Consider the following 18,893-nt stretch of genomic DNA (forward strand, 5'->3'; position numbering starts at 1 on the left):
CACTTCGCCCCATGAAAATCGCAGTAGCTCTTATCGTGGTGGGAAAGCGCATGGGCAGGATGGTGTAACCATCCGGCGATAGCCACCCATGCGCTAGATGACAGGCTCCCTCAGGGGCCTTTTTTTATGCCCGAAATTCGGGCTTCCGGACCACAGAACTCAAATCCCAGCAGTCAAAACGGAAAAGAAACATGACGGGCACGGACAATCAGGCAGCAGGCAATCGGATGACGGGAGCGGAGATCGTCCTCCAGGCGCTGAAGGACAACGGCGTCGAGCATATCTTCGGCTATCCGGGTGGCGCAGTGCTGCCGATCTACGACGAGATCTTCCAGCAGGACGAGATCAAGCACATTCTCGTCCGCCATGAGCAGGGCGCCGGCCATGCGGCCGAAGGCTATGCCCGCTCAACCGGCAAGGTCGGTGTCTTGCTTGTTACTTCCGGTCCGGGTGCGACGAATGCCGTCACGCCGCTGCAGGACGCCTTGATGGATTCGATCCCGCTCGTCTGCCTCACCGGCCAGGTTCCGACCTCGCTGATCGGTTCGGATGCCTTCCAGGAGGCCGATACGGTCGGCATCACGCGCCCTTGCACCAAGCACAACTGGCTGGTCAAGGACGTCAACGATCTCGCGGCGATCATTCACGAAGCCTTCCGCATCGCGCAGTCGGGCCGCCCGGGTCCCGTTCTCGTCGACATTCCGAAGGACGTCCAGTTTGCCACCGGTACTTATACGCCGCCTGCGGCCCATGCGATCCAGAAGAGCTACCAGCCGAAGATCCAGGGTGATCTCAACCAGATCCATGCGGCGGTCGAGATGATGGCGAGTGCACGGCGTCCGATCATCTACACCGGCGGCGGCGTCATCAACTCCGGCCCCGAGGCGACCAAGCTTCTGCGCGAGTTGGTCGAGCTGACGGATTTCCCGATCACCTCGACGCTGATGGGCCTCGGCGCCTATCYGGCATCAGGCAAGAACTGGCTGAAGATGCTCGGCATGCACGGCTCCTACGAGGCGAACATGGCGATGCATGACTGCGACGTTATGGTCTGTATCGGCGCCCGCTTCGACGACCGCATTACCGGCCGCATCACTGCCTTCTCACCGAACTCGAAGAAGATCCATATCGACATCGACCCGTCCTCTATCAACAAGAACGTTCGCGTCGATCTTGGCATTCGCGGCGATGTTGGAAGCGTTCTGGAAGACATGGTCCGCTTGTGGCGGGCTCTGCCGAAGAAGCCGGAGAAGAGCCAGATCGCCGATTGGTGGGCCGATATCACGCGCTGGCGGGCGCGCAACTCCTTCGCCTATACCAAGAACAACGATGTCATCATGCCGCAATATGCGCTGGAGCGCCTCTATGCGCTGACCAAGGATCGCGACACCTACATCACGACCGAAGTCGGCCAACACCAGATGTGGGCAGCGCAGTTCTATGGATTCGAGAAGCCGAACCGCTGGATGACTTCGGGCGGCCTCGGCACCATGGGCTACGGCCTGCCGGCAGCGCTCGGCGTGCAGATCGCGCATCCGGAAAGCCTCGTCATCGACATTGCCGGCGACGCCTCGATCCAGATGTGCATCCAGGAAATGTCGACGGCGATCCAGTACGAAGCGCCGATCAAGATCTTCATCATGAACAACCAGTACATGGGCATGGTTCGCCAGTGGCAGCAGTTGCTGCACGGCAATCGCTTGTCGAACTCCTATACGGAAGCGATGCCCGACTTCGTCAAGCTCGCCGAAGCCTACGGCGCCGTTGGCCTGCGTTGCGACAAGCCTGACGATCTGGACGGCGCAATCCAGGAAATGATCGACGTGAAGAAGCCGGTCATTTTCGATTGCCGTGTCGCCAATCTCGCCAATTGCTTCCCGATGATCCCGTCGGGAAAGGCTCACAACGAAATGCTGCTGCCGGACGAAGCCACGGACGAGGCGGTCGCCAATGCGATCGACGCCAAGGGCCGTCAGCTCGTTTGATATCAAGGTAGAGGAAACCCAAGACCATGAACGCACACCTTCAGCCGACGGGCTCTGCCTACTTCATCTCGCCCGAGACGGCGGCGGTCGAAAGCCATACGCTTTCGGTCCTCGTCGACAACGAGCCGGGCGTCCTTGCCCGCGTCATCGGCCTGTTCTCTGGCCGCGGCTACAACATCGAGAGCCTGACCGTCTCCGAAACCGAGCACCAGGCGCATCTGTCGCGTATTACCATCGTGACGCGCGGCACGCCCCATGTCCTCGAACAGATCAAGGCTCAACTTGAGCGCATCGTTCCTGTTCATCGGGTGGTCGATCTGACGGTACGCGCCCGCGAACTCGGCCAGGAGCGTCCGATCGAGCGCGAAGTGGCGCTCGTCAAGGTCATCGGTACGGGCGAGACCCGGGCCGAGACGCTCCGGCTCGCGGATGCCTTCCATGCGAAAGTGGTCGATGCCACGGTCGATCACTTCATCCTGGAGATCACCGGCAAGTCCTCGAAGATCGACCAGTTCGTCTCGATCATGAAGCCGCTCGGCCTCATCGAGGTTTGCCGCACCGGTATTGCCGCGATGAACCGCGGCCAGCAGGGGATGTAAGCCAATACAAGTACCGGACGCCAGGGCGCCCGGTACTTCTCCCATTCCGGCAATCCGGTGACAATCCGAGCGATCTATTCGGCGGCGACCAAGGCGATATCGGATCCTGCATTCGCCTGAAGGACCTTGGCGCGGACAGGCTCGAGCGCCGCAAGGACCTGTTGGCGTAGCCAGACGTGCCCGGCGTTGCGGTCGGACGAGGTGTGCCATCCAAGCGAGATGTCATAGGGCGGGATGTCCACCGGTCCTGGGCTGATGGCGAGGCCGAACACCGGCGCCCAGGCACGGGCGAAGCTTGCTGGCACGGCGGCAAGTACGTGCGTATCCCGAACCAGGATCGGCAGCGTGAAGAGGTGCGGCGTCGTCACTGCTGCGCGTCGTTTCAATCCACGCTCAGCTAGCACTTCGTCCACAAGGCGGCAGCGGCCGTCCTTGCTGACGATCACGGCCTGCGGGGTCGCGAGAAAAGTCTCGAGGTCGATCATGCCGGAGCGGCCGGTTGTCTCGGGATTGCTGAGGATGACATAACGCTCGGACCAGAGCTTGCGGCGTTTATGGAGTTCGTTGCCGGTTTCCACCTTGCCGATCGCGAGGTCGATCTCGCCGCTGTCCAGTAGATCCGCGGGATAATCCTGGTCGAGCGACCGTATCACGAAATTGACATGTGGCGCCTGCTCGCGAACGGAAGCGAGAAGCGGCGGCATCAACAGGCTTTCGAGATAGTCGGTCATTCCGAGCGTGAAGGTTCGCTCGTCCGTTGCCGGGTCGAATTGCTCCGGCTCGATCAGGCGGGACTGGATCGTGCACAGGATGCCGCTGACGGTCTCCGCGAGTTCCTGCGCCCGTGGCGTTGGTTCGATCCCACGCGCCGAGCGAACAAACAGTTCATCCGATAGAAGCGCGCGCAGGCGGCCGAGATTGTGGCTCAAGGCGGATTGGGATGTGCCGATACGCTGCGCCGCCCGCGTGACGTTGCGCTCGCTCATCAGGGCATCAAAGGCAACCAGCAGGTTCAGGTCGAACTTCAATATATGAGCGTGATCGATCGACATCATGATTTCCATCTGTTGGATTTCTGAATGCGGCAGAGATATCTGTTTGGTCGATGATAATCAACCGAATTGAGGAATTGCGCTCATGAAGTCTCTCTTTGAAGTCTACGACCTTCGCGGCCAGAAGCTTCGTAACCGTGTCGTCATGGCTCCGATGACCCGGGCCAGGGCGAAGGACGGTATCGCCGACGAGCAGACCGCCCAGTATTATCGCCAGCGCGCCGGCGCCGGTCTGATCGTTTCCGAGGGAACGCCGATCTCGCAAGAGGGAACGGGTTTCGCCTTTATCCCCGGCATCTGGTCGGACGATCAGGTTCGCGGCTGGCAGGGCGTGACGAAGGCCGTGCACGAGGAAGGCGGGAAGATCTTTGCGCAGATCTGGCACGTCGGCCGCATGTCGCATACCTCTCTTCAGCCGGCTGGCGGCCAGCCGGTCAGTTCCAGCGCCAAGCCGGCGCGCGACGATAAGAGCACGGCCTACGCGTTCAACGACGAAGGTGTTGCCGGTTTCGTTGAAGCCAGCGTGCCGCGACCGCTTGGGACTGACGAGGTCGCAAGGGTCGTAAACGACTTTGCGAATGCTGCGGCCAATGCCGTTGCCGCCGGATTTGACGGCGTCGAGATCCACGGTGCCAACGGTTATCTCCTGGAGCAGTTTCTCAATACTCTGATCAACGACCGCACCGACCGATATGGCGCAGGCAACGTCGAAGACAGGACGCGCTTCGTGCTGGAGATTGTCGACGCGGTGGTGGCGCGGATTGGTGCCGAGAAGGTCGGTATCCGGCTTTCGCCGTTCGGCAAGCTGTTCGACATGCCGCACCATCCTTTGATCGAGGAAACCTACCTGCATCTTGCGACTGCGCTTGCTGAACGCAAACTTGCCTATGTGCATCTGAAGGATCAGGGGCTTGCCAGCGCTCCGGCTCTTTCGAGGGATTTTCTGCGCAAGTTCCGCGAGAGCTATTCGGGCACGCTTATTCTTGCCGGTTCTCTCGACAAGCGCCGTGCAGAGCAGTTCCTGCAGGACGGCCTTATTGATCTCGCTGCTTTCGGCCAGCCGTTCATCGCAAATCCCGATCTGGTCGAGCGATTGCGGCGGGACCTGCCGTTGGCGACGCCGAACCGTGAGACGTACTACGGCGGTGGCGCCGAAGGGTACACTGATTATCCGGTATATGGGGGTAGCCCCGACATAAAAGCCGCCTGATCGCGGCCCTTGCCGGCACTAGTGCCAACCCGCGCCATCAAAATCCGCTGGAGATCAGAGCATCTCCAGCGGCCTTTTTCTTGCCGGAGGCGGGAAAGCGGCATCGAGCGCCGCCCAGTCCTCGTCGGTAATGTCGAGCGAGACTGCGTCCCGGTTTTCGGCGGCGCGGGCAGCGTTCGACGTTTTCGGGATGACGATCACGCCGTCGCGTTCCAGCAGGAAGGCAAGTGCCACCTGCGCCGGCGTTGCCTGATAGGCCTTGGCGACGCGGATCAGTTCCGGATGATGCAGAATGCGCCCCTGTTCGATCGGTGAATAGGCCATGATCGGGATCCGACGTTCCTGACACCAGGGCAGCAGATCATATTCAACGCCTCGGCGTGACAGGTTGTAGAGAACCTGGTTGGCTGCGACGTTCCCTCCGGCGGGAACGGTCCGCAGTTCCTCCATGTCGTCAGCATCGAAGTTGGAAACACCCCAGGCGCCGATCTTGCCGGATGCTTTCAGTTCCTCGAAAGCCTGGACGGTAGCAGCGAGCGGATGGTCGCCGCGCCAGTGAAGCAGATAGAGATCGATCCGATCCGTGCCGAGACGCGATAGGCTACGTTCGCAGGCTGCGATCGTTCCCGTCCGGGTGGCGTTCCAAGGATACACCTTGCTGACGAGAAACACCTCATCCCGTCTGCCCCGGATCGCCTCGCCAACGATCTTCTCCGCGCCGCCGTCGGCATACATTTCCGCGGTATCGATCAGCGTCATCCCGAGATCGAGGCCTGCGCGCAGGCTTTCGATCTCGCTCCTGGCCTCGGAAGATCTCTCTCCCATGTTCCAGGTGCCCTGGCCGATGGCTGGAACCTCTGCACCATTGGGAAAGCTGATGGTTGGGATGGCGTCGTCTCGCATGATGGTCGTTCCGGTTTTCGAAGAAGATTGGGAGGCGCGCCAATCTTTCAACCAATCGTGTCACCATGACAATGATAGCATGGAGCGGTGGATTTAGGTCAGTTAGATTGACCTAAATCGAAAAGTCCCGCCGGACCAACCGCGGGCCTCCGGGAGGTCTCATGCCGCTGGATACATTTCTGGCACTCGTCCTGTTTGCCTTTACCACATCGATAACGCCTGGCCCCAACAACATGATGCTCTTCGCATCGGGCGTGAATTTCGGTTTCCGGCGCACCGTTCCGCATATGCTGGGGATCGGGGCAGGGTTCTTCTCGCTGCTGATCGGCGTCGGATTCGGGCTTGGGGCGCTGCTGCATGCGGTGCCGGCTCTCTATCTGACGCTGAAATTTGCCGGTGGCGCCTATCTTGCGTGGATCGCCTGGAAGATTGCGACTTCACGGTCGCTAGACGAAGGCAAGAGCGGTGTCAGCCCGATGTCGTTCCTGTCGGCGGCAGCCTTCCAGTGGGTCAACCCGAAGGCATGGGTCATGGCTGTTACCGCGATGGCGACTTACACGATCCCGAATATCTACTTTGCGAGTGTTTTGATCGTTGGCTTCGCTTTCGCGCTGGTCAATCTGCCGAGCGTGTCGACCTGGGCGGGGTTCGGCTCGGCTCTGCGTGATTGGTTGTCGGATCCCGTCCGGCTCAAATGGTTCAACATCACCATGGCCGTGTTGTTGGTGCTCAGCCTTTGGCCGATGCTGAAATAGAGCTTGCGGCAGGCTTCGACGACATCCTGAGTGGGGCTTGGCGCTCCGGCTACAAGCGCTTAAAGATAAGCCGCCCATTGGCGGAGGATTATCTCGTGCACGACGACGATCACCATCACGACCACGACCATGACCATGACAACCGCTATACCGACATGCAGGCGCGGGTGAGGGCGCTGGAGACGGTTCTGACGGAGAAGGGACTGATCGATCCGGCGGCGATCGATGCGATCGTCGAGACCTACGAGACCAAGGTCGGCCCACGAAACGGTGCGCGTGTCGTCGCCAGGGCATGGAACGATCCTGAATTCGCGGAGTGGCTGCGGCGCGGCGCGACGGCGGCGATCGCGAGCCTTGGCTATGCCGGGCGTCAGGGCGAGCACATGCGCGCGGTGTTCAACACGGACGAGACGCATAATCTCGTCGTCTGTACGCTTTGCTCCTGTTACCCCTGGTCGGTCCTCGGCCTGCCGCCCGTGTGGTACAAGGCCCCCGCCTACCGTTCGCGGGCAGTTATCGATCCGCGCGGGGTGCTGGCCGAATTCGGCGTGACCTTGCCCGAGGATAAGAAGATCCGCGTATGGGATTCGACGGCGGAGCTCCGCTATCTGGTCATTCCGGAGCGGCCGGCGGGCACGGATGGATGGAGCGAGGAGCAGCTTGCAGATCTCGTCAGTCGCGATGCGATGATCGGAACGGGATTGGCTGCCGCGCCAGGAGATGCGGCATGAACGGCCCGCACGACCTTGGCGGTCAGATGGGTTTCGGCCCTGTCGCGCCCGAAAGGGACGAGCCGTATTTCCATGCGGAGTGGGAGAAGCGTGCGCTCGGCCTTACGCTTTCCAGCGGCGCCTTTGGCGCCTGGAATATCGACGAGAGCCGGCATACGCGCGAAAGCATTCCACCGGCGAGTTATCTTGGCGCGAGCTACTACGAGATCTGGACGCGGGCGCTGGAGGTGCTGCTGCGGCGCCATGGCTTTGTGACGGCCGAGGAGATCAACGCCGGTCACAAGCAAATGGATGGCGCGACGCCGAAGCGTGTCCTGAAGGCCGACATGGTGGCAGGCGTGCTCGCCAAGGGTGGTCCCTGCGACCGACCGGTGGCGACGCCGCCACGCTTCTCCGTGGGGGACAGTGTTCGAACCAGGAATTTCAATCCGACGACACATACGCGGCTGCCGCGCTATGCACGCTCAAAATTGGGCGTGGTAGAAGCTGTTCAAGGCTCCTTCGTCTTCCCCGACGACAACGCCCATGGGAAGGGCGAGAACCCTCAATGGGTCTATACGGTCTTGTTCGACGGCGGCGAAATCTGGGGTGAGGGAGCGGATCCGACGCTCTGCATCTCGATCGATGCCTGGGAGAGCTATCTTGAGCCAGTGTGAGACGCGGTCGCCGCTGGCGCAATCGCCGCAGCTGCCGAAATCGCCCGATGGAGAGCCGGTCTTTCCTGAGCCATGGGCTGCGGAAGCCTTCGCGATAACAGTGCATCTGCACGAACGGGGCCTGTTTACGTGGAACGAATGGGCTGAGACGCTATCACGGGAATTGCACCAGCCCGGCCGCGCCGAAGACGGCCGCGACTATTTCGATTGCTGGGTGGCGGCGCTTTCGGCAATTCTCGTCAAACTCGGCGTCGCTGACGCCGACATGATCCTCGATCTGCAGAAGAGTTGGCAGCGGGCGGCGGAGGCGACGCCGCACGGCAAGCCGATCGAGCTTGCCAACGACCCGCTGCGCTGAGGCTTACGACGGAAACTGCCTGTAGCATTCCTCGGCGACTTTTCTCAGCACATCGCGCGGAATCTCGCCGGTAACGGCGTAGCCGAGTTCGCCGTCGATCCAGTAGAAGGTTTCGACATTGCCCGATGACGCGAAGCGGAAACTGGTCGACCTGTTATCAGCCTTGCGCCCGACGAGGACCGTCAGTCGTTCGCCGGCCGGATCCTCGTACATGAACATTGCACCCGGCCTGCCCTCGACGGGCAACAGTCGCCCGCCGACCAGCTTGAAGCCGAGTTCCTGCAGGTTCGGAACCCGCAAGTTTTGAATGGCAAGCCGCTTGCCGAGCCAGGTCGCCAGATGGGCTTCCTCATTGGCAAAGACCTCGACGGGATGGCGGACTTCACCGGCATAAACCAGGAAGGCGTTGCGGGCTTCGTTGGGCAGGGTTTCGAGTTCCGTCAGTTGCAGATCCGGTTTTTGAAACAGTGCTGGGCCGTAGTGGCCGCTCAAGGCTCCCAGGCCGAAAGCCGCTATGATCGCAGCCACCGCCGCCAGGCGCTTCGGCCAGTTTGCTGGGCGTGTCCGGCCAGTGACGAGCGCTATGTCGGCGTCCGTGGATTTTTCATAGTCCGCGAAAAGCGATCGGATCTCGGCATTTTGCGCGGACCATTCCGCCACTCTGGCTGCATCGCCCGGATTGTCAGTGAGCCACGCCTCGATGCGTGCGCGGGCCTGCTCGGGAAGCTGCCCGTCGGCAAAGGCGTGAAGATCCGCTTCGGTCACGGTCTGGTTGATCTCGTTCATTTCGGTCTCCGAAGCGTAATGACATTGTCTGCCTTCATGCGCTCTCCCATCCGTTGGCGTGCGCGTGACAGGCGCGACATAACCGTGCCGATCGGGATGTCGAGTGCGGTCGCAACCTCCTGATAGGTATAGCCTTCGATGACAATCAACATCAGCACAGCGCGGTTTTCTTCCGAAAGGCTATTTAATGCATCCTCCAGCCGCGATCGCTCGAGCGGATCGGGAGCGGGATCGACGGATACGATGTCCTCGGCGCCATCGAGTTCCACGAACGGCGCGCGACCCGTCTGGCGACGGCTGTTGCGATAGAGGTTCGTCATGATCGTCAGCACCCAGCCGCGCAGGTTCAGCCCCCGCCATTGTCCGTGACGGGCGAGCACCTTCTCGAGGCAATCCTGCAGCAAGTCTTCCCCGTCTGCATCGGAGCGGGTGAGGCTCCGCGAGTAACGCCTGAGCGAGGGAAGGAGGGCCAGGATCTGGCCCTCGAACGTGTCGTGACCTGGTGCCTTCACGTCGCTTCGCTCACTGTTTGACGAGATCCCAATTGCCGCCGACACCGTCACCGGTGATATCGCCCATCTTCTTGTCCTTCACCCAGAAATAAAGCGGCATGCCGTCCTTGGCCCACTGCTTGCTGCCGTCTTTCCGTTCGACAATCGAATATGCACCCTCCGGCTTCGCGTCGCTAGCGGCCTTCAGCGGCGGCCAGTTCTTGGCGCAATCGTCGTAGCAATTGGAGACACCCATCTTATCCTTCTTGAAGGTATAGAGGGTCATGCCGTTTTCGCCGGCAAGAACCTCGCCCTTGGTGGACTTTACGGCCTTGACGGGCGGGGCCGCAAATGCGGACGTTGCGGCGGCGGATGCAATGGCAAAGGCGATCAGCATCTTTGCGGATTTCATGGGCTCTCTCCTCACGTGTAGGGCACGCTTGATTGCGTTGCCTGACATGAGACACCATCGATGCCGATTTTATTCCCTTTCGATTGCCCGCTTGCGCGGATTTCAGGGTTGCCTATGTCAGGCGAATCCTGCCAAGTCGATCCACGATGCAATTTGCTCCGCAACAAGATGAAGCCCTCAGGGCCGTTTCCCAATGGCTGAAGGAAGGGCGGACACCGCTTTTCCGTCTGTTCGGCTATGCCGGTACGGGCAAGACGACGCTTGCGCGGCATTTCGCGGAGTATGTGGATGGTGACGTACTGTTTGCCGCGTTTACGGGCAAGGCGGCCCAGGTGCTGCGGTCGCGCGGCGCCAGCAACGCGAAGACCATCCATTCGCTGATCTATCGTCCGCGCGGCGAGGAGGCTGTCGAGGACGAGGAGACGGGCAAAACTTCCATTGCGCCGATGTTTTCCATCAACCGTCAGAGCCCAGTCGCCAAGGCTGCGCTGATCGTGGTCGACGAGTGCTCGATGGTGGACGAGGCTTTGGGCCGCGACCTGATGAGCTTCGGCACACCGATCCTGGTGCTTGGAGATCCGGGGCAGCTGCCTCCGGTGTCGGGCGGCGGCTTCTTCACCAATCAGGAACCGGACTATCTGCTGACGGACATTCACCGCCAGGCGCGCGATAATCCGATCATCCAGCTTGCAATGCAGGTGCGTGAGGGCAACGAAGTCAGCTACGGAGACTACGGTACCGCGCGGGTCATCTCGAAGGGCGAGGTGAACCAGTCGCTGGTCCTCGATGCCGATCAGGTGCTCGTCGGCACGAATCGCACGCGACGCCGATACAATCAGCGTCTTCGCGAGCTGAAGGGTTTTGCGACCGAATATCCGCAAACGGGCGACAAGCTTGTCTGCCTGCGCAACGATCCGGCAAAGGGCTTGCTCAACGGCTCACTTTGGCAGGTGATGACGTCGTCCAAGGAGACGACGAAGCCTGGCATCAACCTGCTGGTCCGGCCCGAGGATGACGACATGGATCGCGGCGCGGCGAAGATCAAACTGCTGAAGCAGGCTTTCGAGGATGTCGAGGGTGAGATTCCCTGGAACACGCGCAAGCGCTACGACGAATTCGACTACGGCTATGCACTGACGGTGCACAAGGCGCAGGGTTCGCAGTGGAACAACGTCGTGTTGTTCGATGAAAGCTGGGCATTCCGCGATACACGCGAACGGTGGCTCTATACAGCGATCACGCGCGCGGCGGAAACCCTGACGATTGTGCGCTAGGCGATTTTCCGGGGGCGTCAGACCTGGACGACGCCGAGCATGACGGCCTTGGCTATGGCTTGAAAACGATTGTTGGCGTGGAATTTCTGGATGATGCCGGCCTCAAGTGACTGTGCATCGTCATTTCGAAGGTCGAGGGTGCGCGCAATACGCTGCGTGGAAAGCCCTGCCGCCATCAGCGCCAGGCACCGCAACTCCTGATCCGTGAGCATCGAGCCGCTCTGATTATCGTTGAGAAGCTGCTCCTCGGCTGCCTCGCGGTCGAGCAGGTCGCTCACCTGCTGCATCTGCCGATGCAATGTGGACATTTCCGCGCTGAGTTCGCGTTTGCGGGTCACGAGCGCGTCACGAAACAGAGCCTCGGCAGCCTCCTGCGAGTCGGCTTCTATGAGGTCGCTCATCAAATCCTGGATCACAGCAACCGCCATTCCAGCCTCGCGGCAGGCGTTGATGACAGCCATGCGCATCACGTCGCCCGGTTCATAGACGCGCATCAGGCCGATTCGGCTGGCCGAAATGAGCCCTTTTTCCTCATAGAAGTGGAGTGTGCGGTGGGTGACGCCAAAGGCATTGGCCATGTCGGCGATCGGAACTCGCCCGCGGGGCAAATCTGCGGGGCGGAGCGCCGCAGAAGGAAGAAAACGGTGCCGCGCTCGTGTTTGTGTCGCGAGGTCTGACGTGAAATCCTGCTTGTAACCTTCTGCCATGGTCCCTCCCGTTGTGCTCATTGTGCGTCTGCAAATTGCAAAAAGGGTGCGGTTGAGTGGGGTTCCTTCTTGATCGTTCCTGTTCAGGCATCAAAGCAACTGGCGGTGTTTGCTTCGATATCGCGAGCTTACGTTACTCGTGATTGACGTATTTTGTTAGTATCAAATTTAGTGACTTTTAATTTACAGCGCAATCCGGCGGGAAAGCTGCCCCAGGTGACGCGTTTCTCGCGAGAAATCAGCGCTGGAGAAACGCTTGATCGTTTAAAGCGCGAAGAACAAACCAGATCTACATTCAGCCGCCGCGTTGACGGACCAAACGCTCGCGTCATCACAGATTCACATGCATCCATGTACGAATCTCGTTGGCCGATGCCGACTCGTTGGCTTAGAAACGATCATCCTTCGCTTCAGTGGAATCCCGCCATGCAGACTACGCTTTCCGTCAATCTCAATGCCGTCGCGATGCTGCGCAACCGCCGCGATCTTCCATGGCCCAGTGTAGAGGGGTTGGGGCGGATTGCGCTGCAATCCGGCGCGAGCGGATTGACGGTCCATCCGCGACCCGACCAAAGACACATCCGTTTCTCGGACCTGCCCATCATCCGCAATCTGATCGATGACGAATTTCCAAACGCCGAATTCAATATCGAGGGCTATCCCACCGAGGAGTTTCTCGATCTCTGCGTTGGGGTGGCACCCGAGCAGGTCACGCTGGTTCCGGACGACCCCTCACAGGCGACCTCTGATCATGGCTGGGATTTCCGCAAGCACCGCGATTTCCTGACTGATGTCATTGCGCGGCTGAAGAAGATGGGCACGCGCGTATCGCTGTTTGCCGATGGCGATGGGGACGCCGAGGCCGTCGCGATTGCCAAGGCGGTCGGTGCTGACCGGATCGAGCTTTATACGGGGCCATATGGCGGCTGCTACGATGCGCCTGAACGGGTAGGGCCAATCCTCGAGGCGCTAGGTGAGACAGCGGACGCGGCGCTGGCGATCGGCTTGGGCGTCAATGCGGGGCACGATCTGACGGTTGCGAATTTGCCACCGCTCTTAAAGCGCATTCCGAAACTCGCGGAAGTGTCCATCGGGCACGGGCTGACGGCGGACGCGCTGGAATTCGGCATGGCCGAAACGGTTCGGCGGTTCTGCCGCGCATGCGGCCAGAAGATCTGAGAACTGCATGAGTGAGCCCGCTCCGGTGGTGCGAAGCGGGCTTTATCGACCGACTCAGGCCGTGAGGGCGGTCTTGTGTGCGACGAAGAAGCCCTTGAGCGTTTGAGGCTTGTTGCCAGTCAGCGTCTCGTAATCCGCCGTTACCAGATCAAAGTTGCCGGCGCGGATGTTGGCGTCGGCTGAGACCAGCATGTCCGCGACGAAATCGGGAAGACCCGCGCCGCGAATGCCTTGGCCAAGCTGCTCATCCGTGACGCTGACGGCCTTCAACGGCCTTCCAACCGCATCGGAGAGGACCGCGGCGATCTGGTCGGCGCTCAGCGATTCGGCTCCGGTCAGCGTATAGGTCGCGCTTTCATCGCTGCCGGAGGCAAGGGACGCTGCGATTGCCCGCGCGCAGTCTTCGCGCGAGATGTTCGCAACCTTGCCGCCGTCGCTGCTCGTGTACCAGTTTCCCGACTGGAGATTGTGCGGCATGCCATGGAGATAGTTGTCCATGTACCAGGCATTCCGAAAGATCGTGTAGGGGATGTCAGTGGCCTTCATGGCATTCTCGGTGCCAAGATGATCGGGTGCAAAGGTCACCAGAGATTTATCGGGCGAGGGCATCGAGGTGTAGGCGATGTGCTTCACGCCTGCCTTGGCTGCCGCGTCCACTGCCGCTTTGTGCTGCTTGAGACGTAGGCCGGGGACGGCGAGTGCGTCGGTGCTGATGATCAGCAACCGATCGACGCCCTTGAAGGCAGATTCGAGCGAGGCGGCGTCGTCGAAATCGGCCTTGCGGGTGATGACACCCTTTGTGGCAAGGTCCGCGAGTTTGGCCGGATCGCGCGTCGCGGCGATGATATTTGCCGCTGGAACCTTTTCGGTCTCAAGCAGGTGATGGATGATCCGCTGGCCGAGTTGGCCGGCCGCACCCGTGATGAGAATGGTCTCGCTCATGTGTCTTTCCTCTAGGTTTGCTGTTGGTCTCAAAAAGAGAGAAGCTCTAGATTAGGAATTGACTGCGCGCTGTAAAGAAGGCAGTTTTTTGGCTCTACGTTACCAAAAGGGAACCAAGAATGAGTGGCGCCGTCGTCAACCTGAAGAACAAGGCCCCCGGCATTCGTCGAGACGTCGATCTCAGCAACCTCGACTTCAACAATTGCCCGGTCCGGGACATGATGCAGCAGATTGGCGGCAAGTGGTCGACACTGATGCTCGAGGCGCTGTCGCAACGTCCGTATCGCTTCGGCGAATTACGGCGGATGATTCCGGATATCTCGCAGCGCATGCTGACACAGACCCTAAGGGATCTGCAGCGTGACGGTTACATCGAGCGGGAAGTGTTTCCGACGAAACCGCCGAGCGTCGAGTACCGGATGACTGATCTCGGCCGCTCGCTTTACAGCACGCTCGCCTTGCTACTGAACTGGGCGGAGGCAAACCATGACGCGGTTCGCGCCGCCCGGCTCCGATTCGATTCAGCCAGCCTCTGAGACTGCCTGCCGGCCGCGGCCTTCCGTCAGGAACAGAAGGAACGCAAAGGCTGGGAAGCAGAAGCCGATCCACGCGGTCATCGTCCAGCCGCCGGTCGCGTAGGCCCAGCCGCCCACGGCGGATCCGATCGCACCGCCCGTAAAGAACGTCGCCATGTAGAGACCGTTCAGGCGGCCGCGATGCTCGGCGCTGATCGCGTAGACGGCTCGCTGGCCGCAGACCAGATTGGTGGTTACGCCGAAATCAAGCAGTATTGCTGCAGCGGTCAGCAAAAGCAGCGCCGTCAGCGACCCATCGGTTGCGAACTGGCTGATGAGAAAGGCCGACATTCCAAGCAGCATCGCTAGCGTCGAGGCAGCCTTCGTCAGTCCGCGATCGGCGAGCCGCCCGGCAATTGGCGACGCAATGGCACCAGCCGCGCCAGCCAGCGCGAACAGGGCGATGCCATTCTGCGTCAGCCCGAACTCAGGGCCTGCGAGCAGCAGGGGCGTCGTGGTCCAGAATAGGCTGAACGCACCGAACATCCCGGCCTGGTAGAGCGCGCGACGCTGAAGAATGCGCGAATGGAGGGCAAGATCCGCCATCGAGGCGAGCAGTCTGCCGTAGCTCAGTCTGGTGTGGGGAACACGGACCGGAAGGTTGGCTCTCAGGATGACAACGAGCGCGATCATGAGCGCCGCGGTCACGAAGTAGACCATGTGCCAGGAGGTTGCTTCGGCAACGAAGCTGGCGAAGGGCCGCGCCAGCATGATGCCACAGAGCAGGCCGCTCATGACGTTGCCGACGACGCGGCCGCGCGTAGCGTCCGGCGCCATGTGGGCGGCAAAGGGAACAAGTACCTGGACGGCAACGGATGCAAGGCCGATGCAGAGCGACGCTAGTAGAAACATCATCGGTGTCGAGGACAGTGCCGCGCCGACCAAAGCAACCGCAGAGATGGCGATCAGCGTCAGCACAAGTCTGCGGTTTTCCAGGAGGTCGCCGAGCGGAACGATCAGCAGAAGGCCGAGGCCGTAGCCGATTTGCGTCAGGGTGACGATCAAGCCGGTTGCCGCCGGAGTGAATCCGAGGGATGCGCTGATCGGGCCGGCAAGCGGCTGGCCGTAATAGAGATTGGCCGCGACCAGTCCGCAGGCGGCCGCAAAAAGAAACGTCATTAAAGGCGAGATCGTCTGCGGCGCGACGGTTTCCCGCGTGGTGGTCGAAAGGCTCATATTAGGCTCCGGGGCTATCGGATCATCAAAAAGGTTGCGCGTGAGGCGGGTCGGTCGCAACCCGATTTACGCAAGAAGTTTCATTGCAATCTCGGCGACAGCGACCATTTCTTCCTCGCTACGCCCCGTTTTGCCAACCACTCGCATTCCATTGGTCACGCAAAGCAGGGTACGGGCGGTGGCGGCGACGTCAACGTTCGCGGCGATCGAGCCGTCGCTTTGGCCGAGGCGGAGGAGATCGCGGATCAGCGCCTCGTTGGCTGCAAACGCAGCCGCGACACGGTCTGCGGCCTCTTCGTCGAAAAGCGCCAGGTCGTTCGCACTGCTGACGACAAGACAGCCGCACCGACCGGAGGCACCATGCGAGGAGAGCGCATAGTGGGCCAAGACTTCGCGGATCTTCTCACGGCCGGTTGCGGCCTTCGCCATGCGTGCGTCCAGAAGGCCGCGACGAACAGCGCGGTATCGGTCGAAGGCTGCGAGGAATATGCCGCGCTTGTCCTTGAACGCCTTGTAGACGCTGCCGGAGGCAAGGCCCATGGCTTCGGTAAGCTCGCTGATCGACGCGGCATGATAGCCGCGCTCGGAAAATACCTGGAGCGCCCTGTCGAGCGCTGCGTCGCGATCGAATTCGCGCGGTCTGCCGCGTGTCCTGATCGTTTCAGTGAGGGTCGCCGTGGTCATGGTCGACTTAATTAGGAAATGATCGTTTCCAAATCAAGGGAAACTTTTGCGACGCAGCAAATCAGAGATCAAGAACCCAGGTTTGGCCGTTTTCCTCAGGGCCGAACATCCGGTGTCTCCCCTCGGAGACAAGGCGGAAACCGGCCTTCAAATATATGCCGCGCGCGGCATGCAGGATGTCGTTCGTCCATAGCGATATCTGTCGATACTGCTTTGCCCTGGCAAAGCGAATGCATTCGTCGACCAGCATCTTGCCGAGTCCGAGGCCGCGCGCCGCCTTGTCCACATAGAGCAGGCGAAGCTTCGCAACGCCATCGCCACCATTGGTGACAAGGATCGAGCCGACGTTGATGCCTCCACGCTCGGCAATCCAGCAATACTCCTTCGACGGATCGAAATTCGCCAGGAACTTGCCGGCGACCTCTGCAACGAGGCCCTCGAAGCGCATGTCCCAGCCGTATTCCCCGGCGTAAGCCTTGCCCTGGCTTTGGACGATCCAGCCGATGTCGCCGGGCCGGTGTGCGCGGATGATCAAGGGTGGGCGCGCGGCCTCGGGATCCAATAGCCCCCGAATGGCACTCATCGCGGCTACGACGCTTTGCGGTTCGCCGTCGACGAGGTTAGCGAAGCGCTCTGCTATCTGAGTGTTGGAGCGACGGCCCAGTTCCTCGAATTGATCGTGTCCCTTGGTGGTGACGTTGATGATTTGACTGCGCAGGTCGTCGGGATCGGCCGTTGTTTCAATCAGGCCATTGGAGCGGAAGCGTTTGAGAATTCTGCTGAGATAGGCGGGGTCGAGTTGCAGGTCGCGTGCCAACGCGACCGCGGTGACGCCCTTGCGCGAGCCGATCTCGAAGAGGACGCGCGCGTCCGTCAGCGTGAAATCGGTGTCGAGGTAGGCCCGGTTCAGGACCCCCAGGAAGCTCGTGTAGAAACGATTGAAGTCGCGGGCAGCGTCGATCAAGCCAGGGTCAGACATGGACAAAACCTCCTGATAGGAGATTTTGTCCTGCTTTTATTTGACTGAGTCAACTAATTTGTTGACTCAAGCAGCCGCGATCACGCGTGCTTGTTCGTCGCCAAGTGCGAACTCGACGGCGGCGCGAGCATGGATCTCGGTTGTGTCGAAGCCCGGCAGCGGCAGATGCTTCGGGTCAAGGATCAGGCAGATTTCCGTGCAGCCGAGAATGATACTGTCCGCGCCCTTGGCGCGCTCGCGTTCGATGATCTGCATGAGCTTGTCGCGCGAGCTGTCGAGCACCTTGCCGGCGCAGAGCTCATTGAAGATGATGTCATGGACGGACGTGCGGTCGGCGGCTTCGGGAACCACGACGTCAACGCCCAGGCTCTTCATGCGATTGGCATAGAAACCGTGTTCCATGGTGTATCGTGTGGCGAGCAGGAGCGGGCGCTTGCGCCCGGCTGCCTTCAGAGACTTCGCGGTCTCGTCGATGATGTGGATCAGCGGCACGGAGATGCGGGAGGCGACCTGATCGGCAATCAGATGCATCGTGTTCGTGCAGATCAGCATGCAGCGGGCGCCGGCAATCTGCAGGTGCAGAGCCACGTCGCCGAGCCGGCTTGCTGCAGAGTCCCAGTCACCCGCCTTCTGCATGGAGACGATCTCGTCGAAATTGATGGAATGCATCAGGAGGTCAGCCGACGTGAGCCCGCCGCGGCGCTCGCGTACCATTTCATTGATCAGGCGATAGTAGACCGCCGAGCTTTCGAAGCTCATTCCGCCAATTAGTCCGATTGTCTGCATTTTTGTTATGCTCCCGTCTGGAATTTCGTAGTGGCGAGATCATGCATCGAACCTCGCGCAAATGGTTTGCTTTCTTTGTCTCAAACTCTTCATTGGCGCTGCATTTTTGCGTATAATCTCCAAACTGCGCAAACTGCAGCCGTGAAATTTCCGAGGCACCATGCTTGATGACCGCGATCGACGAATCCTAGAATATTTGCAGACCGATGCGGGCATTTCGGTGACGGAGCTTGCTGAAAGGGTCGCACTATCGGTCTCTGCCTGTTCTCGCCGCATCCAGCGGCTGGAGGAGAGCGGCCATATCGCGCGGCGGATCGTGGTGCTTGACCGCGAGAAAATGGGCGTGCCGACGACGGTATTTGCGCTGATCAAGACGGCACACCATGCCGACGAGTGGATCGAGGCGTTTCGCCGGGCGATCAGCAGCATACCGGAGATCGTCGAGGCGCATCGGCTTACCGGCAACCACGACTATATTCTGAAGATCGTGCTCCCACGCGTCGAGCACTACGACGTGATCTATAAGCAGATCGTCCGCAAGATCGAACTCTTCGATGTGTCCGCGTCCATATCGATGGAATTGCTGAAAAGCGGGACATCGATCCCTGTTGCCTATGCAGACTGAGTGACCCCGACACCAAATTGAGCATTCG

22 protein-coding genes are annotated in these 18,893 nt (G+C 60.5%); 11 read left to right on the forward strand and 11 right to left on the reverse strand.

Going from position 1 to position 18,893, the window contains the following annotated elements:
• The first annotated feature begins 191 nt into the window (after window positions 1–191).
• Together AC1DE4_RS25490 and ilvN are read left to right on the forward strand one after the other, a co-directional pair.
• Window positions 192–1,985 (forward strand): acetolactate synthase 3 large subunit, encoded by a 1,794-nt coding sequence (locus AC1DE4_RS25490; protein WP_477883640.1) that lies wholly within the window; start codon window positions 192–194, stop codon window positions 1,983–1,985.
• Window positions 1,986–2,011: 26 nt separating this feature from the next.
• Window positions 2,012–2,584 carry an acetolactate synthase small subunit gene (ilvN, locus tag AC1DE4_RS25495; protein WP_018858672.1) on the forward strand — a complete coding sequence of 191 codons (573 nt, stop codon included), beginning with the start codon at window positions 2,012–2,014 and terminating at the stop codon, window positions 2,582–2,584.
• A 74-nt stretch (window positions 2,585–2,658) separates the two neighbouring features.
• Here ilvN and AC1DE4_RS25500 read toward each other — a convergent pair whose 3' ends face one another.
• Window positions 2,659–3,648 carry a LysR family transcriptional regulator gene (locus AC1DE4_RS25500; RefSeq protein WP_246734702.1) on the reverse strand — a complete coding sequence of 330 codons (990 nt, stop codon included), beginning with the start codon at window positions 3,646–3,648 and terminating at the stop codon, window positions 2,659–2,661.
• A gap of 73 nt (window positions 3,649–3,721) precedes the next feature.
• Between AC1DE4_RS25500 and AC1DE4_RS25505 the strand changes: the two genes are divergently transcribed.
• A complete protein-coding gene (locus AC1DE4_RS25505) occupies window positions 3,722–4,846 on the forward strand; it encodes an alkene reductase (RefSeq protein ID WP_018858670.1) in 1,125 nt (374 codons plus the stop codon).
• 54 nt (window positions 4,847–4,900) lie between these two features.
• On the opposite strand, the gene AC1DE4_RS25510 is transcribed toward AC1DE4_RS25505, so the two are convergent.
• On the reverse strand, window positions 4,901–5,749 hold the full coding sequence (locus AC1DE4_RS25510; protein ID WP_018858669.1) for an aldo/keto reductase: 849 nt from the start codon (window positions 5,747–5,749) through the stop codon (window positions 4,901–4,903).
• A 161-nt stretch (window positions 5,750–5,910) separates the two neighbouring features.
• Here AC1DE4_RS25510 and AC1DE4_RS25515 point away from each other — a divergent pair, with 161 nt between their 5' ends.
• The 4 genes from AC1DE4_RS25515 to AC1DE4_RS25530 all read left to right on the forward strand — a co-directional run bounded on the left by AC1DE4_RS25515 (window position 5,911) and on the right by AC1DE4_RS25530 (window position 8,249).
• Complete coding sequence (locus AC1DE4_RS25515) at window positions 5,911–6,504, forward strand: LysE family translocator (RefSeq protein WP_018858668.1); 594 nt, start codon at window positions 5,911–5,913, stop codon at window positions 6,502–6,504.
• 95 nt (window positions 6,505–6,599) lie between these two features.
• A complete protein-coding gene (nthA, locus tag AC1DE4_RS25520) occupies window positions 6,600–7,235 on the forward strand; it encodes a nitrile hydratase subunit alpha (RefSeq protein WP_026371980.1) in 636 nt (211 codons plus the stop codon).
• Window positions 7,232–7,891, forward strand: a complete 660-nt coding sequence (nthB, locus tag AC1DE4_RS25525; RefSeq protein WP_018858666.1) for a nitrile hydratase subunit beta — start codon at window positions 7,232–7,234, stop codon at window positions 7,889–7,891. The genes nthA and nthB overlap by 4 nt, the downstream gene beginning before the upstream one ends.
• On the forward strand, window positions 7,878–8,249 hold the full coding sequence (locus AC1DE4_RS25530; protein WP_169683746.1) for a nitrile hydratase accessory protein: 372 nt from the start codon (window positions 7,878–7,880) through the stop codon (window positions 8,247–8,249). The genes nthB and AC1DE4_RS25530 overlap by 14 nt, the downstream gene beginning before the upstream one ends.
• Before the next feature lie 3 nt (window positions 8,250–8,252).
• On the opposite strand, the gene AC1DE4_RS25535 is transcribed toward AC1DE4_RS25530, so the two are convergent.
• From AC1DE4_RS25535 to AC1DE4_RS25545, 3 genes are read right to left on the reverse strand one after another with little or no spacing between them, the layout of a single operon-like run.
• Entirely contained in the window at window positions 8,253–9,035 is a 783-nt protein-coding gene (locus AC1DE4_RS25535; protein ID WP_018858664.1) for an anti-sigma factor family protein, read from the reverse strand.
• Window positions 9,032–9,547 carry an RNA polymerase sigma factor gene (locus AC1DE4_RS25540; RefSeq protein WP_113471414.1) on the reverse strand — a complete coding sequence of 172 codons (516 nt, stop codon included), beginning with the start codon at window positions 9,545–9,547 and terminating at the stop codon, window positions 9,032–9,034. Before AC1DE4_RS25540 ends, AC1DE4_RS25535 begins: the two co-directional genes overlap by 4 nt.
• A gap of 10 nt (window positions 9,548–9,557) precedes the next feature.
• On the reverse strand, window positions 9,558–9,938 hold the full coding sequence (locus AC1DE4_RS25545) for a COG4315 family predicted lipoprotein (RefSeq protein ID WP_018858662.1): 381 nt from the start codon (window positions 9,936–9,938) through the stop codon (window positions 9,558–9,560).
• A 146-nt stretch (window positions 9,939–10,084) separates the two neighbouring features.
• Here AC1DE4_RS25545 and AC1DE4_RS25550 point away from each other — a divergent pair, with 146 nt between their 5' ends.
• Window positions 10,085–11,212 carry an ATP-dependent DNA helicase gene (locus tag AC1DE4_RS25550; RefSeq protein WP_018858661.1) on the forward strand — a complete coding sequence of 376 codons (1,128 nt, stop codon included), beginning with the start codon at window positions 10,085–10,087 and terminating at the stop codon, window positions 11,210–11,212.
• A 17-nt stretch (window positions 11,213–11,229) separates the two neighbouring features.
• Here AC1DE4_RS25550 and AC1DE4_RS25555 read toward each other — a convergent pair whose 3' ends face one another.
• Window positions 11,230–11,919: a MerR family transcriptional regulator gene (locus AC1DE4_RS25555; RefSeq protein WP_018858660.1), complete on the reverse strand. Its 690-nt coding sequence runs from the start codon at window positions 11,917–11,919 to the stop codon at window positions 11,230–11,232.
• 426 nt (window positions 11,920–12,345) lie between these two features.
• Here AC1DE4_RS25555 and AC1DE4_RS25560 point away from each other — a divergent pair, with 426 nt between their 5' ends.
• A complete protein-coding gene (locus tag AC1DE4_RS25560) occupies window positions 12,346–13,098 on the forward strand; it encodes a pyridoxine 5'-phosphate synthase (protein WP_113471416.1) in 753 nt (250 codons plus the stop codon).
• Window positions 13,099–13,152: 54 nt separating this feature from the next.
• Here the strand turns inward: AC1DE4_RS25560 and AC1DE4_RS25565 are convergent, their stop codons facing one another.
• Window positions 13,153–14,040 (reverse strand): SDR family oxidoreductase, encoded by an 888-nt coding sequence (locus tag AC1DE4_RS25565; protein WP_169683747.1) that lies wholly within the window; start codon window positions 14,038–14,040, stop codon window positions 13,153–13,155.
• 119 nt (window positions 14,041–14,159) lie between these two features.
• Between AC1DE4_RS25565 and AC1DE4_RS25570 the strand changes: the two genes are divergently transcribed.
• A complete protein-coding gene (locus tag AC1DE4_RS25570; protein WP_018858657.1) occupies window positions 14,160–14,576 on the forward strand; it encodes a winged helix-turn-helix transcriptional regulator in 417 nt (138 codons plus the stop codon).
• Here the strand turns inward: AC1DE4_RS25570 and AC1DE4_RS25575 are convergent.
• The 4 genes from AC1DE4_RS25575 to AC1DE4_RS25590 all read right to left on the reverse strand — a co-directional run bounded on the left by AC1DE4_RS25575 (window position 14,562) and on the right by AC1DE4_RS25590 (window position 18,240).
• Window positions 14,562–15,791, reverse strand: a complete 1,230-nt coding sequence (locus AC1DE4_RS25575; RefSeq protein ID WP_477883644.1) for an MFS transporter — start codon at window positions 15,789–15,791, stop codon at window positions 14,562–14,564. The two genes, AC1DE4_RS25570 and AC1DE4_RS25575, sit on opposite strands and share 15 nt — an antisense overlap.
• Window positions 15,792–15,857: 66 nt before the next feature.
• Window positions 15,858–16,475, reverse strand: coding sequence for a TetR/AcrR family transcriptional regulator (locus tag AC1DE4_RS25580; RefSeq protein ID WP_018858655.1), 618 nt, complete (start codon window positions 16,473–16,475; stop codon window positions 15,858–15,860).
• A 61-nt stretch (window positions 16,476–16,536) separates the two neighbouring features.
• On the reverse strand, window positions 16,537–17,454 hold the full coding sequence (locus AC1DE4_RS25585) for a bifunctional helix-turn-helix transcriptional regulator/GNAT family N-acetyltransferase (protein ID WP_018858654.1): 918 nt from the start codon (window positions 17,452–17,454) through the stop codon (window positions 16,537–16,539).
• A gap of 66 nt (window positions 17,455–17,520) precedes the next feature.
• Window positions 17,521–18,240: an aspartate/glutamate racemase family protein gene (locus AC1DE4_RS25590; RefSeq protein WP_169683748.1), complete on the reverse strand. Its 720-nt coding sequence runs from the start codon at window positions 18,238–18,240 to the stop codon at window positions 17,521–17,523.
• Between the two features lie 160 nt (window positions 18,241–18,400).
• On the opposite strand from AC1DE4_RS25590, the gene AC1DE4_RS25595 reads away from it, so the two are divergent.
• On the forward strand, window positions 18,401–18,865 hold the full coding sequence (locus AC1DE4_RS25595; RefSeq protein ID WP_018858652.1) for an Lrp/AsnC family transcriptional regulator: 465 nt from the start codon (window positions 18,401–18,403) through the stop codon (window positions 18,863–18,865).
• Window positions 18,866–18,893: the final 28 nt, after the last annotated feature.

Source organism: Rhizobium sp. 10N414 (genome assembly GCF_056394785.1).